This is a genomic window from Kitasatospora atroaurantiaca, from assembly GCF_007828955.1.
GTDB classification, from domain to species: domain Bacteria; phylum Actinomycetota; class Actinomycetes; order Streptomycetales; family Streptomycetaceae; genus Kitasatospora; species Kitasatospora atroaurantiaca.
Genome location: NZ_VIVR01000001.1, coordinates 1,883,209 through 1,898,911, shown reverse-complemented (window position 1 = coordinate 1,898,911; position 15,703 = coordinate 1,883,209). Strand labels below are relative to the sequence as shown.

Genomic DNA, 15,703 nt, shown 5'->3' with positions numbered 1-15,703 from the left:
TTTACCGTGCCGTGGTAACAAAATGGCCAATCAGTGGCATGCATCTGTCATTCACGGCTTGTTTGCTGCCACGATTCCCCCGGCTGCAGATGAGAGGGTCCCCCACCCCCCGGTGCGGCTGCTCCAGCGCAGGTTCAGCGCTACCGGCTCCACCTCCTGCACCGCTCCTGATTGCACCGCACCCGTGTCGCGCACCAGCGGCAGGGGCCCCCGCTGCGCCGCAACCCCGCGGCCAGGTTCTCTCCACCGCTCGTGAACCCCGCGACCGGTCGGAAAAGGAGTCCGCATGTCCCGCTACACCCACGCCCGGGTGACGATGGCCGCCATGGCCGCGACCACCGCCCTGCTGGTGACCGGCATCCCGGTCATCGCGCACGCCGCGCCCGCCGCCCCGTCGGCTGTCGCCGAGCAGCAGGCCGTGGCCGGCAGCAAGGCCCAACTGCTCACCGACGCAGGCCAGAAGAGCGCCTCGATAGCCCAGTCCCTGGGTCTGGGCAGCCAGGAGCAGCTGGTCGCCAAGGATGTGATCGTCGACGCCAACGGCACCCGCCACCTGCGCTACGAGCGCACCTTCGGCGGCCTGCCGGTCCTCGGCGGCGACATGATCGTGCACCAGACCGCGGCCGGCGTGATCCAGAGCGTGGACCGTGCCAGCGAGGCCTCGCTGAACGGCGTGAACACCACCCCGGCGCTGGCCGCCCCGAAGGCCCAGGCCGCCGCGCTGGCCGCCGAGGCCGGCTCCACGGTGGAGACCGCGCCGCGCCTGGTCGTCTGGGCCGCCAAGGGTGCCCCGAAGCTGGCCTGGGAGACGGTCGTCTCCGGCAAGGAGGCCGACGGCACCCCGAGCAGGCTGCACGTGGTCACCGACGCCAAGTCCGGTGAGGTGCTGGCCAAGGTCGAGGGCATCCAGAAGGGCACCGGCCAGGGTGTCTTCGTCGGCAACGTCAACATCGGCACCACGCTGTCGGGTTCGACGTACCAGCTGAAGGACGGCACCCGCGGTGGGATGTACACCACCAACATGAACAACGGGACGTCCGGCAACGGCACCCTGTTCACCAAGTCCACGGACGCCTGGGGCAACGGCCTGGCCAGCAACAAGGAGTCGGCCGCGGTCGACGCCCACTTCGGCGCGCAGGCCACCTGGGACTACTACAAGAACGCCTTCGGCCGCAGCGGCATCCGCAACGACGGTGTCGGCGCCTTCAGCCGCGTCCACTACAGCAGCGGCTACGTCAACGCGTTCTGGGACGACCAGTGCTTCTGCATGACCTACGGTGACGGCTCCGGCAACACCCACCCGCTGACCGAGCTCGACGTGGCCGGACACGAGATGACCCACGGTGTCACCTCCAACACCGCCGGCCTCAACTACTCGGATGAGTCCGGTGGTCTGAACGAGTCCACGTCGGACGTCTTCGGCACCATGGTCGAGTTCTCCGCCAACCTGCCCTCCGACGTGCCGGACTACCTCATCGGCGAGCTGATCGACATCAACGGCAACGGCACGCCGCTCCGTTACATGGACAAGCCCTCCAAGGACGGCAGCTCGGCCGACTCCTGGTACTCGGGCGTGGGCAACCTGGACGTGCACTACTCGTCCGGTGTCGGCAACCACCTCTTCTACCTGCTGGCCGAGGGCAGCGGCGCCAAGGTCATCAACGGCGTCAGCTACAACAGCCCGACGGTGAACAACATCACCGTCACCGGCATCGGCCGCGACAAGGCCGCGGCGATCTGGTACCGGGCGCTCACCACCAAGTGGACGTCCACCACCAACTACGCCAACGCCCGCGCCGGCATGCTCGCCGCGGCCACCGACCTGTACGGCGCGAACAGCGCCGAGTACAACGCGACCGCCACCGCCTGGGCGGCCGTCAACGTCGGTTCGCTGCCGAACCCCGGTGGCCCGACCGTCACCAACCCGGGCAACCAGACCACCGCGCTGAACGGCACGGCCAACCTGCAGATCCAGGCCAGCGGCGGCACCGCCCCGCTGACCTTCTCGGCCACCGGCCTGCCGACCGGCCTGTCGATCAGCTCCAGCGGCCTGATCACCGGTACCGCGACCGCCGCGGGTACGTACAACGTGACCGTGACCGCGACGGACGCCGCCAGCAAGACCGGCACCACCAGCTTCACCTGGACGGTCAGCACGGGTGGCGGCGGCACCTGCACCCCGGCCCAGCTGCTCGGCAACGCGGGCTTCGAGACCGGCACCGCGGCGCCGTGGACGGCCACCAGCGGCGTCGTCGACAACAGCAGCAGCCAGGCCGCGCACAGCGGTTCGTGGAAGGCCTGGCTGAACGGCTACGGCTCCAGCCACACCGACAGCGCCTCGCAGTCGGTGACCATCCCGGCGGGCTGCAAGGCCACCCTGAGCTACTGGCTGCACATCGACACCGCCGAGACCACCACCAGCACCGCGTACGACAAGCTGACCGTCACGGTCAACGGCACCACGGTGGCCTCGTACTCGAACCTGAACAAGAACACCGGCTACGCCCAGAAGACCATCGACCTCTCGTCCTACGCGGGCCAGACGGTCACCCTGAAGTTCAACGGCGTCGAGGACTCCTCGCTGCAGACGAGCTTCGTGATCGACGACACCTCGATCCAGACCAGCTGACCCTGAGTCGGTGAGGGCCCGGCGGCTTCGGCCGCCGGGCCCTTCGGCTCGGTCGCCCGGCCTTCGGCTGTGAGTGTCCGGAAACTGAGACGAAACATGAAACACGGGCGAAACACCGTCGTCCGCAAGCAGTAACGGGCGCGGGCAAAACTCTCCCGACCGGCGCGCAACCCCACCCACGGCGCGTCCGGACCGGGAAGGTACCTCCGCATGCTCCTCGCTGACTCGACGGCCGGACTCGACACCGGCGACACCGCCTGGCTGCTGGCCAGCACGGCCCTGGTCCTGCTGATGACCCCGGGCCTCGCGCTGTTCTACGGCGGCATGGTCCGCACCAAGAGCGTGCTCAACATGATCATGATGAGCTTCGTCTCGATCGCCGTGGTGACCGTGGTCTGGCTGCTGGCCGGCTACTCGCTGGCCTTCGGCGAGGACGCCGGGGGCTGGGGCCTGATCGGCCGCCTCGACCACCTCGGGATGGCCGGGATCACCCCGGCAAGCCTCACCGGCCACGTGCCGACCCTGCTCTTCGCCACTTTCCAGCTGACCTTCGCGATCATCACCGCCGCGCTGATCAGCGGCGCCATCGCGGACCGTGCCAAGTTCGGTTCCTGGGTGGCTTTCACGGCCGTCTGGACGCTGCTGGTGTACGTGCCGGTCGCGCACTGGGTCTTCGCGCCGGGCGGCTGGATCCTCTCGAAGCTCGGTGCACTGGACTTCGCCGGCGGCACCGTGGTCGAGGTCAACTGCGGTGCCAGCGGCCTCGCGCTGGCCCTGCTGCTCGGCCCGCGCATCGGCTTCCGGAAGGAGGCCATGCGCCCGCACAGTCTGCCGCTGGTGCTGCTCGGCGCGGGCCTGCTCTGGTTCGGCTGGTTCGGTTTCAACGCCGGATCCGCGCTCGGCGCCAACGGCATGGCCGCGGCCGCCCTGCTCAACACCCAGGCGGCGGGCTGCACCGGCCTGCTCGGCTGGCTGCTGGTCGAGAAGCGCCGCGACGGCCATGCCACCACGCTGGGCGCCGCCTCCGGAGCGGTGGCCGGACTGGTCGCCATCACCCCCTCCTGCGGCAGCGTCGACCTGCTCGGCGCGCTGGTCGTCGGCCTGGCCGCCGGGGTGGTCTGTTCGTACGCCGTCAGCTGGAAGTTCCGTTTCGGCTTCGACGACTCGCTGGACGTGGTCGGCGTGCACTTCGTGGCCGGGGTCATCGGCACGGTGCTGATCGGGGTCTTCGCGACCGCGACCATGACGGGTGGGGTGGCCGGGCTGCTGCACGGCGGCGGTCTCGGGCAGAGCGGCAAGCAGCTCGTCGCGGTCCTGGTGGTCGCCGTGTACGCCTTCGTGGTGACGTACGGGATCGGGAAGGCGATCGACCGGGTGATGGGCTTCCGGGCCCCTGCCGAGGACGAACTGACCGGCCTGGACCTCGCCGTGCACGCCGAGACCGCGTACGATCACGGCGTCCTGGGCCATGGCACCGCGGCCCACGCCACCGTGCTCGCGCACTCGTCCGACAAGGCCCCCGCGCTATGAAGCTGATCACCGCCGTCGTCAAGCCGTTCAAGCTGGACGAGGTCAAGACCGCGCTGCAGGAGCTCGGGTGCACGGACTGACCGTCACCGAGGCCAGTGGGTACGGGCGCCAGCACGGTCACACCGAGGTGTACCGGGGAGCCGAGTACCGGATCGACCTGGTGCCCAAGGTGCGGATCGAGGTCGTGGTCGAGGACGACGACGCCGAGCCCGTGATGGCCGCCATCGTGGACGCCGCCCGCACCGGGAAGATCGGCGACGGCAAGGTCTGGTCCGTCCCGGTAGAAGGCATCATCCGGGTGCGGACGGGGGAGCGCGGCCCCGACGCCGTGTGAGGTCAGGGCTCGGGTGTCAGGTGCTCCTGCTGGGCCAGGAGCTGCCAGCGCGGGCTCTCGGCGACGGTGCTCCAGGCGGACGGGGTCAGCGGCGGCACGGCGCGGGTGGCGGTCATCCGCTGCCCGGGTTCGGTGGGGTTGTCGATCGTCCCGTTGCTCGCCGTGATGACGACCACCACTCCGTCCCGGGGGTGGAAGGAACACTCGAAGGCGATGACGCCTGCGCCGCTCATGGTCCGCTTCACCACCACGTCCGTACCGTCCGTGGTCACGGCGTCCTTGCAGCTGAGCCGGTCGATATCCCCAGCCTCGAGTGCGTTCTCGCAGTCCGGTGCCTCCCCGGTGGGCCTGCGTGACTCCAGAGTGACCCACACGGCCACCGGTCCTCCCTGGCCGTCGTCGTACTCCACATCGAACGTGATCGTGTGGGCCGAGACGGTGACCTTGCTGTACTGGCGGAGACTCGTACCCGGCGGGAGCAGGTCCGAGAGGATCTTGGCGATCCGGTCGGAGGTGGTCGGCGTGGCGGAGGTGGTCGGCATGGCGGAGGGCATGGGCGCGCTGACCGCGGGCGCGGTCGGCGCCGCGGGCGGCCGGTGCGGCAGGCCGATCACCGCCCCCGTGCCGACCAGGGCGGCGACCGAGAGAGCCGCGGCGGCCGTCTGCAGGCGACGGCGGATGCGGAACCTCCGTCCGCGGACGGTGGCTTCGGCCACGATGGTGTGGACGGGGACGGCCATACCGTCGACGCTGTCTTCGAGCAGGCGGGTCAGTTCGTGCTCAAGGTCCATGGCCGGGTTCCTCTGTGTCAGGTTCGGGGGAGCGGTCGGGTCAGGAGTGGAAGAGGAACTCGCGGTCCTCGCCCAGGATGTCCCGCAACTTGGCCAGAGAGCGGGTGTTGAGACTCTTCACGGCGCTGGTGGAGATGCCCAGCGTCTCGGCCACGGCCTCGATGCTGTTGTCCTCCAGGTAGCGCAGGACCACCACCGCCCGGTTGCGCGGCGGCAGTTGCCGCAGCGCGGCGGTCAGGGTGAGCCGGAGGTCGCTGCCGTCGCCGGGCGCCGCCGCAGGCTCCGGCAGCTCGGCGGCGACGATCTCGGTCGAGCGGCGCAGCCGTTTCTGGGAGAGGTAGGTACGCAGCAGGACCTTGCGGGCGTAGGCGTCCAGGCCGGGCTCGTCCTGGCCGCGCCGCAGGCGGCCCCAGACGGAGAACATCTTCGCGAGCGTGGTCTGCACCAGGTCCTGTGCCTGGTGCCAGTCGCCGCACATCAGGTAGGCGACCTGGAACAGCCGGCGTGCCCTGGTACTCGCGAACTCCTCGAAGGCGAGTGCCTCGTCCATCCGGTTGTCCCCCACGATCCGTACTGCTGTCGACGTCACCCGTACTAGACGCTTCGGGAGTCCTGGAGGTATCACACCGACTTCGCCGACATCCAAACTGTTGCCTACGGGCCTCTTGACGTGATCTTGAGGCACCCATAAATTCAGCGCGTTGCAAGTTTCCTGAAAGTTTCAGTGTTCTTGCAGCAAGCTACCCGGCCGTAACGCTGACGGTGTATCACCGGCGCGTCCCCGGACCGGGAGGGGCACCCCCACCCGCCGCTCCCGGCTCCGCCCCACCCTGCCGCTGTCCGCCCGTGCCATCTGCGTCCATGGGCGAACCAGGCTGCCACCCCAGCCCCCTGGAGACACTGTGGTCACCACTGCACCCGCCCGCAGGCGCGCCCGCGCGACAGTCGCGCTCGGCGCGTCCGCCGCACTCGCGCTCTCGATCGGCACCGGGCTCTCGCTCGCCCCCACCGCTCAGGCCTCCCCGCCGAGCACCAAGGATGTCACCGCCACCCTCTTCGAGTGGAAGTTCGACTCCGTCGCCAAGGCCTGCACCGACACGCTCGGACCCAAGGGCTACGGCTTCGTCGAGGTCTCCCCGCCGCAGGAGCACATCCAGGGCAGCCAGTGGTGGACCTCGTACCAGCCGGTCAGCTACAAGATCGCCGGCCGCCTCGGTGACCGCACCTCCTTCCAGAACATGGTGAACACCTGCCACACCGCGGGCGTCAAGGTGATCGCCGACTCGGTGATCAACCACATGTCGGCCGGCTCCGGCACGGGCACCGGCGGGACCAACTACACCAAGTACAACTACCCCGGGTACTACCAGGACCAGGACTTCCACTCCTGCCGTACCGCGATCAGCAACTACGGCGACCGCTCCAACGTGCAGAACTGCGAGCTGGTCAACCTCGCCGACCTCGACACCGGCAGCACGTACGTCCAGCAGACCATCGCCAACTACCTCAGCGACCTGCTGACCCTCGGCGTGGACGGCTTCCGGATCGACGCGGCCAAGCACATCGCCGCCTCCGACCTGTCCGCGATCAAGTCGAAGATGAGCAACCCCAGCGCGTACTGGGTGCAGGAGGTCATCTACGGCGCCGGCGAGCCGATCCAGCCGAGCGAGTACACCGGCACCGGTGACGTGGACGAGTTCCGCTCCGGCACCTGGCTGAAGAGCGCCTTCAACGGCGGCAAGATCTCCGACCTCTCCACCTGGGGCTCCGGCCTGCTGGCGAGCGGCCAGGCACGCACCTTCGTCGACAACTGGGACACCGAGCGCAACGGCTCGACCCTGAACTACAAGTACGGCAACTCGTACACCCTCGCCAACGTCTTCATGCTCGCGTACCCGTACGGCTCGCCCAACGTGTACTCCGGCTACGCCTTCTCCTCCAACGACGACGGCCCGCCGAGCGGCGGCACCGTCAACGCCTGCTACAGCGACGGCTGGAACTGCACCCACGCCTGGCAGCCGGTCGCCAACATGGTCGGCTTCCGCAATGCGGTCTCGGGCACCGGCCTGACCAACTGGTGGTCCAACGGCAACAACGCGATCGCCTTCGGCCGCGGCAGCAAGGGCTACGTCGCGATCAACCACGAGAGCGGTTCGATCACCCAGACCTTCCAGACCTCGCTCCCGGCCGGCAGCTACTGCGACGTCGAGCACGGCGACCCGATCAGCGGCGGCGGCTGCACCGGCACCGCGTACACGGTCGGATCGGACGGCAGGTTCACCGCCACCGTCGGCGCGGGCGACTCCGTCGCGCTGTACGTCGGCGCACAGGGGAGCGGCACCGTGACGACCACGGGCGCCTCGTTCGCGGTCAACGCGACCACCGTCTACGGCCAGAACATCTACGTGGTCGGCGACAACGCGGCCCTCGGCGGCTGGGACACCGGCAAGGCCCTGCTGCTCTCCTCGGCGAGCTACCCGGTCTGGAAGCTGGACGTGACGCTCCCCGCGGGCACGGCCATCCAGTACAAGTACATCCGCAAGGACGCCGGGGGCTCCGTCACCTGGGAGTCCGGCTCGAACCGCACGGCCACCGTCCCGGCGAACGGGCTGATCACCCTCAGCGACACCTGGCGCAACTGACCGTACGAGAACCGGCTGCCCCACCTCCAACCTGCGAGGTGGGGCAGCCGGTCACGGTTGCACGGACGAAACCCCTCGAACGAGTGGGGCTGCTGCGTCACCCCACTGCGCGGGCAGGCCCGCTGGCAGCATCGACCGGGTGACCATAACCCCCACCATCCTCGATCTCCAGCTCTACGGCGGCCGTTGGGACGGCCACCTCAAGCGGGTCCGCTCCGCCGCGCCGCCGCCCTCGCTGCGGATGGTGCTGCGCGCCGAGCTCCCCGCCACCGAGACCGGCGAGTACTGGCCGACGACCAGCGTCTACCGGCTCGAGGACGAGGGGTCGGTCTGGCACTACCGTCACTCGCACGACGAATGACCGCCGTCGGACACCCCGGAGTGCCGGGGATCAGTGCCCGAAGTCGAACCAGTTGAGGTTGACGTAGTCGGCCGGCTGACCGCTGGTGAAGGTGAGGTACACGTCGTGCGTCCCGGTCACGGCGGTGACGTTCGCCGGGACGGTCCTCCAGCTCTGCCAGCCACCGGTGTTGGCGATGGCGAACGAGCCGATCGGCGCGCCGGCACGGCTGTCCAGCCGGACCTCCACCAACCCGCTGACCCCGCCCGCGGCTCCACTGGCGGCCCGGGCCACGAACTGCGTGGCGGGCGTGCTGCCGAAGTTGACGCCCCGGTACAGCGCCCAGTCGCCGTTGGCCAGGGAGCCGATGTCCTGGCCGCCCTCGCTGCAGGTCTCGACGGCCGTGCCGCTCTGGTCGTTGTACGACTCCGCCTGGATCTGGCTGTAGGCGTCCCGGCTGCCCGGGGGCGGGGTGCCGGTCGGGCTACCCGTGGGGGTAGGAGTAGGCGTCGGCGTGGGCGAACTGCCGGGCCCCGCCTGCCAGACGCCCACGTAGTCGACGACCATCGGCACACCCGAGGCAGTGCCGCCGTCCGGTCCGCCGCCGAAGGCTGCCGGGAACTCGCCGCCCATGGCGACGTTCAGGATGATGAAGAAGCCGTGGTTCGTCGCCGCGGCCCACGTCCCGGCGTCCATCTGGGCGGCGGTGACGGTGTGGAACTGCACCCCGTCGAGGTAGAAGCGCACCTGCTCCGGGCTGGTGCTGCGGTCCCACTCCACCCCGTACGTGTGGAATCCGCTCTGGCAGGTGCCCGGGGTGCAGACGCGCTGCCCGCCGATGCCGCTCTTCTCGTTGCAGGGGCCGCCGGGGCTGGTGCCGCAGTGCATGGTGGCCCACTCGTTGTTGATGCCCTGGACGTTCTCCATGATGTCGATCTCGCCGACACCGGGCCAGTTCCAGTAGTTGCCCCGGTAGGGGGAGCCGAGCATCCAGAAGGCCGGCCAGTAGCCCTTGGCGGCCGCCCCGGTGACGTTCGGCATCTGAAGCCGGGCCTCGACCCGCAGCTTGCCGCCGGCCGGGGGCTGGAAGTCGGCGCGGTTGGTCTCGATCCGGCCCGAGGTCCACTGCCCGGCGCCGTTGCGGACCGGGGTGATCCTCAGATTGCCGGCACCGTCCAGGGCGACGTTGGTCGTGTCGGCCGTCATCGTCTCGACCTCGCCGGTGCCGAAGCCGGCCGGGCCGCCCGGGTAGGAAGTGCCGGTGGTGTAGCGCCAGTTGGCGGTGTTGATGCCGGATCCTGCCGGGCCGGTGAAGTCGTCACCGAAGACCTGCGTCCAGCCGGTCGGTGACGGGACGGTGGCGTGGGCGTCCAACTGCCCGGCCAGCCCGCCTGCCAGGAGGCCGACGAGCCCGAGAGCGGTGAACAGATGGCGTATGCGTGGTCTGAACCGCATGGCTGCCTCTCGATGGGGGTGGGGTTGCGTGAGAGCGCTCTCTAATTTGGTATCGAAACTCGCGGAAGCTGTCAACGGATGAAGGTGAACTGGCATCCAATGGGCGTTGTGCATTGAAGAATTGACCCAAAGCATTGACAGTCCGTCGAGTTGGCGACACTCTCCGGCCGAGAGCGCTCTCAGATCCCCACTCGTCGAGAGGTCGCCATGACCAAGCTCTTCCGCATGCTGTCCGCCCTGCTGCTCCTCTGCGGTGCGCTGTTGGGAGCCGTGACCCCGGCGGCGCAGGCCGCCGCGGACTACACCCAGGGCGTCAACCCCGCGGGCACCGGCCAGGTCCAGTTCTGGTTCGAGCCCACCACCCCGGCCGCGCTGGTCGACGTGCACTACCTGGTCAACGGCGCCGGCCAGCAGAACTTCCGGATGGACAGCGCCGCGGGCACCTGGACCAAGACCGTCGGCAGCCTCCCCTCCGGCGCCGCCCTCGACTACTGGTTCACGTACGAGAAGTCCGGCCCGCTCCACGACACCCCGCACTTCGCCTACACCGTCGGCACGGGTGGCGGCACCCCGCCGCCGGGCGGTGGCGGTGGTGGCGGCGGTACGGGCAGCTTCCCGGTGACCTTCCAGAACAACACCCGCGGCACCTGGTCCAACAGTCAGGTGTACGTGCTGGTCCTCGGCATGGCCACGCCAGGGCAGTGGTCGTACCTCAAGCCCGACGGGACGCTGAAGCACATCAGCCACCTGGACGAGAGCGCGCCCGGCCACCTCACCAAGAACGGTCGCAACTACGCCGCGATGTCCTTCTCACTGGCCCAGGCCTCGACGGTGACCATCCCCGCGCGGCTGGAGGGCGCGCGGATGTACCTCTCGGTCGGCTCGCCGATGTACATCCCGATCTCGCCCGACGACGCGGGCTGGGGCGGCCCCGACCTGCTCAACCCCGCCGACCCCAACCGCGACGTGTACTTCGACTGGTACGAGTTCACCTACTGGTACGGGGTGGTCCCGTTCGGCGGCAACACCACCCAGGTGGACATGTTCGGCTTCCCGGTCACCGCCCGGCTGGAGCAGACTGCGACGGGCTACGACCAGACCGTCGGCATCACGCTCACCCGCGACCAGGTCCGCTCCCAGTACAACTCGGCGGTCGGTGCGGCCTTCCGGCCGCTCGTCGACGCGTACCGGATCGTCGCCCCGCGCACCTCGGCACTGTTCCGCCCCGGAGGCGCCCAGGCCGGTTACCTCCAGTCAGCCATCGACCAGGCCTGGAACCAGTACACGGCCAACCAGTTCACCCTGACCCGGCTGAACCAGACCTTCACCGGCCGGGTGGTGAACGGGCGGCTCCGGTTCACCAAGGACGGCGCGGGCCCGTTCTACCTGGCCAAGCCCACCACCACCGCCGACGTGATGGCCTGCTCCGGCGCCCTGGCCTCGGCCGGAATGGCCACCGTGGAGCTGGAGTTGGGCGCCGAGTTCTGCGCCGCCTTCAACCGGGGCGTCGCACTCGACACCGCGCAGTGGTACACCCCGAGCGCGTACTTCCCGGCCGGCGCGAAGAACGACTACGCGGGCTTCTTCCACTCCGTGGGCCTCGGGCACCGCGCGTACGGCTTCGCCTACGACGACGTGAACGACCAGAGCTCGGTGAAGATCCTGCCGAACGCCAACCCGCCGAGCAGGCTGACCATCGGCATCGGCTGGTAGTCGACAGCAGCTGACAGTACGGCGGTCGGCCCGGCGCAGGCAGGGCCGACCGCCGGTCAGCCGCGTCCGATGTACGGCATCGTGGTCGCCATCACGGTGGCGAACTGGATGTTGGCCTCCAGGGGCAGCTCCGCCATGTGCCGCACGGTGCGGGCGACGTCGCCCACGTCCATGGTCGGCTCGGGCGCGATCCGCCCGTCGGCCTGCCGGACGCCGACGCTCATCGCCGCCGTCATGTCGGTGGCCGCGTTGCCGATGTCGATCTGGCCGCAGGCGATGCGGTAAGGCCGGCCGTCCAGCGAGAGCGACTTGGTGAGCCCGGTGACGGCGTGCTTGGTCGCCGTGTACGCGATGCTCTGCGGGCGCGGGACGTGGGCCGAGATCGAGCCGTTGTTGATGATCCGCCCGCCCTGCGGGTCCTGACGCTTCATCAGCCGGAATGCGGCCTGCGCACACAGGAAGGCGCCGGTCAGGTTGAGGTCCACCACGGCGCGCCAGTCGTCGTAGGCGAGGTCCTCGACCGGGGTCGGGGCGCCGAAGGTGCCGGCGTTGTTGAAGAGCAGGTCGACCCGGCCGAAGCGCTCGGCCGCCTCGGTGAAGAGGGCGTCGACGGCGGCCGGGTCGGTGACGTCGGTCGGCACGACGGCTGCGCCGCCCGCTGCGCCGCCCGCCAGGGATGCCGTCTCCTGCAGCGGCTCGGCCCGGCGTCCGGCGAGGACCAGCTGCCAGCCGGCGGCCGCAAGCTCCAGTGCCACGGCGCGCCCCACGCCCGTACCGGCTCCGGTGACGACTGCGACCTGCTGCGACATGGCTTGCTCCTCGGGGTGCGATGACCCCTCGATGATCGCCGACGGCTCGCCCGGCGTCACTGGTGGGAGCGTCCAAGGGTGGATCGGGAAGGAGCGGTTCCGGCTGGTGGGACGTCCCGACGCGGGGGCGTGTCAGTACTTCGCGTGGCACTTGGTTTCTGCAATTAAGTAACGTGGAGTGACCGAAGGGAGGCAGGGTTGTGCGCGTTGGAGCCCGCCCTGGGCGAAGTGATCGTAGGCCCGGCCCCCTGACGCACTCTGACCCGCCGTTCGGCGGGTGCGCACCCCCGCCGAACGGCGGGTGTACGGACACTTCGAACGGCCTACCGCAACCGTCGGCCGTCCGGGCCACGTCATAGGATCACGGGACGGCGTGCTGCTCCGCAGGGAGCGGTCACGCCGTCCTGGGGTCGGCGACAGGGAGCCCGTGGCAGTCAGGTGCCCGAGCTCGTCGGACGCCCACACCCCCGCTCGGCCCCACCCGGGGGCCACCGCCCGGATCCGTTCCTCCGGGCGTGAGATCGGTCGGAGAGACTAACCGTGCAGTCGCAGCCCACCCGCACCCGTGCCGTCCTCGCCGGTGCCACCGTGCTCCTCCTGTCCGCCGCCCTCGCGGCCTGCGGCAGTGAGGGCGGCAGGCCGAGCACCGATGCGAAGGCCGCCGGGGCCTCCGGCGGTGCGAGCGCGTCGGCCGCGCAGAGCAGCAGCGCGCCACCCAAGCCCTCCAAGGTGCTGATGCCCACCGGTCCGGCCGCCGACCTCCGCAAGGTCCGTGACACGGCGGCCGGGCCGATCATGATGACCACCGTGACCGGCGCGAAGTCCGGTGTCACCGGCAAGGTCTGGGTCTGGCTGCCGCCCGAGTACAACGACCCGAAGTACGCGAAGCACGGCTTCCCCGTGCTCACCCTCTACGCGGGCGGCCAGAGCGCGGGCTACAACACCTGGACGGACAACCAGCTGCCCATCCAGGAGGCCGACGCGCAGCTGTCCAAGCAGGGCAAGGCGCACCCGTTCATCATGATCATGCCGGTGCAGAACCTGGACTCCAACGAGTCCAGGGCCCTGGAGTGCAGCGACATCCCCGGCCAGCCCAGGATCGGCACCTGGATGTCCCAGGACATCCCCGACTTCGTCCGGGCCAACTTCCGTACGGTGAAGGGACGCGACGGCTGGGGCGTGATGGGTGCCTCCACCGGTGCCTTCTGCAGCGCCAAGCTCGCGATGCAGCACCCCGAGGTGTTCAAGGCCGCGGTGCCGATCGACGGCTACTTCAACCCGGACTCCCCGCTCTGGAAGGGCCACGAGACCGAGCGCCTCGCCAACAGCCCGGACGTCCTGGTCGCCCAGAGCAAGGCCGACGTGCGGATGCTGGCCACCTCGGGCGGCGCCAACGCGTACGAGACCAAGCTGGTCAAGAACTGGGTCGCCAAGGCGGGGGCCCCGCTCACCGTCGACTACTACGAGCAGCCCGGCGGCAAGCACCTCACCTCGGACTTCAAGAAGATGATCCCGTACACCCTCGAGTGGCTCACCAAGAGCCTGGCGGGGCCGGAGGCCGACTGACGGCCCCTCGCCGCCAGGGCCCGGCCTGTGCCGACGGCACTGTCAGGGCTTGGGCTCCCAGCCCGGCGGCGGGCCGATGGTGGAGGCCTCGGGACCGAAGGCGGCGACATAGCCGGGGTGGAGCTCGGCCCACTTCTGGCCCGGGCTCCAGGTCTCGCCGCGGCCGTCGAGGTCGACGGCGAGCAGGTCGAGGCACTCGTGCCAGCCGGCGCCGTCGCGGGCGGCCTTGCCCAGTTCCTCCAGGGTGTCGAGCAGGACGAGCGTGCAGCCGCCGTCGCGCTCGGTGAGCTCCAGCCGGATCACGTCAAGGCCCCAGCTGAACTCCAGCACGGCGGGCGGGGCGTAGGCCAGCACCTCGCCTTCGAAGGCGGGGCCGCGGCCCTCGGGGTCGGTGAAGACCAGCTTGCCGCCGACGGCCCACTCGCCCGTGATGATGCTCGGGAACCACCGCGCCAGGTGCTCGTGTTCGGTGACCGCCCGCCAGACCTTCTCCCGGGGGTGGGAGAGTTCGCGGATGAAGCGAAGGTGCCAGCGGTCGCCGGCCTGCTCCAGACTGCCGATGCCGGTCATGTCGGCCTCCCGTGGTCAGGGTCCTGCCTCCGAGGGTCCTGCCTCCGAGGATCGTGGATCCGAGGGTCGTGCATCCGAGTCGTCCATCCGGTCGAGGTGCCGTTCGAGCCGGTCCAGCCCGGCGTTCCAGGTCGCGCGGTACGGAGCCAGCCACTCCTCGAGTTCGAGCAGCGGCCCGGGCCGCAGCCGGTAGAGCCGGCGCTGTTCGGCGACCCGGACCTCTACCAGCCCGGCCTCTCGCAGTACCCGCAGGTGCTTGGACACGGACGGCTGGCTGGCGGCCAGCTCGGCCGCGAGCTCGCCCACGGAGCGCTCACCCCCGCGAACGAGGTCGAGTATCCGGCGGCGGCGCGGCTCGGCGAGTACTTCGAATACGGACGTCACCCTTCCGAGTATGCCGTCATGGTTATATGCCGGTCAAGGCATACACCGCGCCCGCAGCCGCCGCAGGCCGCTGACCTGCGCGTCAATCAGACATTGATTCGACTCTGATGGGCTGTCACCACCCTGGAGACCCGGGCCGGAGCGCTGCCACTGCGGCGCCGGAAGCCGGCCCAGTCTCAGCGATTCGTGAAGAGAGTGCGATGCCCAGCCACCTGCTGCCCGTCGAGTCCCCGAAGGTTCCGGCCCAGGCGGGCGTGGAGCGGGACGTACGGCCTGCCGTCGAGCCGATCCCGTTCGCTGGCCTGCGGCTGGTGCACGCCGCCCTCCGCCGCGACCTGACCCGGCTGCCCAACGCGCTGCGCCTGCTCCAGCCGGGGGACACCGCGGCCGGCGAGGCGCTGCAGCGGCACTGGGACTTCATCACCGCGATGCTCACCTGCCACCACGAGCAGCAGGACACCCGGCTCTGGCCGCTGCTGCGCCGCTTCGCACCCGAGCTGCGGCTGCTGCTCAACTGGCTGGAGTCCGACCACCACAACCTCGACCACTCCTTCACCAGGGTCACCACCCTGGTCCGGATCGCCACCCGGGACCCGGCGAGCAGCTGGCCGGTCGCGTACGCCGTCGAGGAGCTCGGCGCCCGGCTGGAGACCCACCTGCGGATCGAGGAGCGCCAGCTGCTGCCCCGGATGGCCGGGGTCTTCCCGGCGGGCTCGCGGATCGGCACCCTGCCCGAGCTGCTCGACCTGCTCCGGGCCGCCGAGGGCCCCAGTACCTCCGACGCCCTGGTCTGGCTGCTGGAGGGTGTCGACGAGCAGCAGGTCGACCGGCTGCTCGCGGACTGCGACGACGCGACGGCCCGTCAGTGGCCGCACTGGCGCGACACCTACGCGCGCTGCACCGACGAGCTGTGGGGCACGCAGGTCTGACCTTCCCGGCC

The 15,703-nt window shown here is 70.0% G+C and carries 13 protein-coding genes and 1 pseudogene; 8 read left to right on the top strand and 6 right to left on the bottom strand.

The window, feature by feature from the left end; genetic code table 11:
- Window positions 1-286: 286 nt before the first annotated feature.
- The 3 genes and pseudogenes from FB465_RS08575 (at window position 287) to FB465_RS08565 (ending at window position 4,493) form a co-directional block, all read left to right on the top strand.
- Window positions 287-2,629, top strand: a complete 2,343-nt coding sequence (locus tag FB465_RS08575) for a M4 family metallopeptidase (protein ID WP_246192579.1) — start codon at window positions 287-289, stop codon at window positions 2,627-2,629.
- A 210-nt stretch (window positions 2,630-2,839) separates the two neighbouring features.
- On the top strand, window positions 2,840-4,159 hold the full coding sequence (locus FB465_RS08570) for an ammonium transporter (protein ID WP_145789135.1): 1,320 nt from the start codon (window positions 2,840-2,842) through the stop codon (window positions 4,157-4,159).
- A pseudogene (locus FB465_RS08565) lies at window positions 4,156-4,493 on the top strand (P-II family nitrogen regulator). The gene FB465_RS08570 and the pseudogene FB465_RS08565 overlap by 4 nt, the downstream one beginning before the upstream one ends.
- 2 nt (window positions 4,494-4,495) lie before the next feature.
- Here FB465_RS08565 and FB465_RS08560 read toward each other — a convergent pair.
- Window positions 4,496-5,284: a hypothetical protein gene (locus FB465_RS08560; protein WP_145789134.1), complete on the bottom strand. Its 789-nt coding sequence runs from the start codon at window positions 5,282-5,284 to the stop codon at window positions 4,496-4,498.
- A 40-nt stretch (window positions 5,285-5,324) separates the two neighbouring features.
- Entirely contained in the window at window positions 5,325-5,873 is a 549-nt protein-coding gene (locus FB465_RS08555) for a SigE family RNA polymerase sigma factor (protein WP_342791790.1), read from the bottom strand.
- 313 nt (window positions 5,874-6,186) lie between these two features.
- On the opposite strand from FB465_RS08555, the gene FB465_RS08550 reads away from it, so the two are divergent.
- On the top strand, window positions 6,187-7,926 hold the full coding sequence (locus tag FB465_RS08550) for a carbohydrate-binding module family 20 domain-containing protein (protein WP_145789132.1): 1,740 nt from the start codon (window positions 6,187-6,189) through the stop codon (window positions 7,924-7,926).
- A gap of 139 nt (window positions 7,927-8,065) precedes the next feature.
- The gene (locus tag FB465_RS08545; RefSeq protein WP_145789130.1) at window positions 8,066-8,287 is read left to right on the top strand and encodes a hypothetical protein; all 222 of its coding nucleotides are present in this window, start codon (window positions 8,066-8,068) and stop codon (window positions 8,285-8,287) included.
- 30 nt (window positions 8,288-8,317) lie between these two features.
- Here the strand turns inward: FB465_RS08545 and FB465_RS08540 are convergent, their stop codons facing one another.
- Window positions 8,318-9,721, bottom strand: coding sequence for a glycoside hydrolase family 16 protein (locus FB465_RS08540; RefSeq protein ID WP_145789128.1), 1,404 nt, complete (start codon window positions 9,719-9,721; stop codon window positions 8,318-8,320).
- A 207-nt stretch (window positions 9,722-9,928) separates the two neighbouring features.
- Between FB465_RS08540 and FB465_RS08535 the strand changes: the two genes are divergently transcribed.
- A complete protein-coding gene (locus FB465_RS08535; protein WP_145789126.1) occupies window positions 9,929-11,434 on the top strand; it encodes a glycoside hydrolase family 64 protein in 1,506 nt (501 codons plus the stop codon).
- Window positions 11,435-11,490: 56 nt separating this feature from the next.
- Here the strand turns inward: FB465_RS08535 and FB465_RS08530 are convergent, their stop codons facing one another.
- Window positions 11,491-12,243, bottom strand: a complete 753-nt coding sequence (locus tag FB465_RS08530) for an SDR family oxidoreductase (protein WP_145789124.1) — start codon at window positions 12,241-12,243, stop codon at window positions 11,491-11,493.
- A gap of 540 nt (window positions 12,244-12,783) precedes the next feature.
- Between FB465_RS08530 and FB465_RS08525 the strand changes: the two genes are divergently transcribed.
- Entirely contained in the window at window positions 12,784-13,809 is a 1,026-nt protein-coding gene (locus FB465_RS08525; RefSeq protein WP_145789122.1) for an alpha/beta hydrolase, read from the top strand.
- 42 nt (window positions 13,810-13,851) lie between these two features.
- On the opposite strand, the gene FB465_RS08520 is transcribed toward FB465_RS08525, so the two are convergent.
- The gene (locus FB465_RS08520; protein ID WP_145789121.1) at window positions 13,852-14,379 is read right to left on the bottom strand and encodes an SRPBCC family protein; all 528 of its coding nucleotides are present in this window, start codon (window positions 14,377-14,379) and stop codon (window positions 13,852-13,854) included.
- Window positions 14,380-14,394: 15 nt separating this feature from the next.
- Window positions 14,395-14,763 carry an ArsR/SmtB family transcription factor gene (locus tag FB465_RS08515; protein ID WP_145789119.1) on the bottom strand — a complete coding sequence of 123 codons (369 nt, stop codon included), beginning with the start codon at window positions 14,761-14,763 and terminating at the stop codon, window positions 14,395-14,397.
- 200 nt (window positions 14,764-14,963) lie between these two features.
- Between FB465_RS08515 and FB465_RS08510 the strand changes: the two genes are divergently transcribed.
- Window positions 14,964-15,692, top strand: a complete 729-nt coding sequence (locus FB465_RS08510; RefSeq protein WP_170290528.1) for a hemerythrin domain-containing protein — start codon at window positions 14,964-14,966, stop codon at window positions 15,690-15,692.
- Window positions 15,693-15,703: the final 11 nt, after the last annotated feature.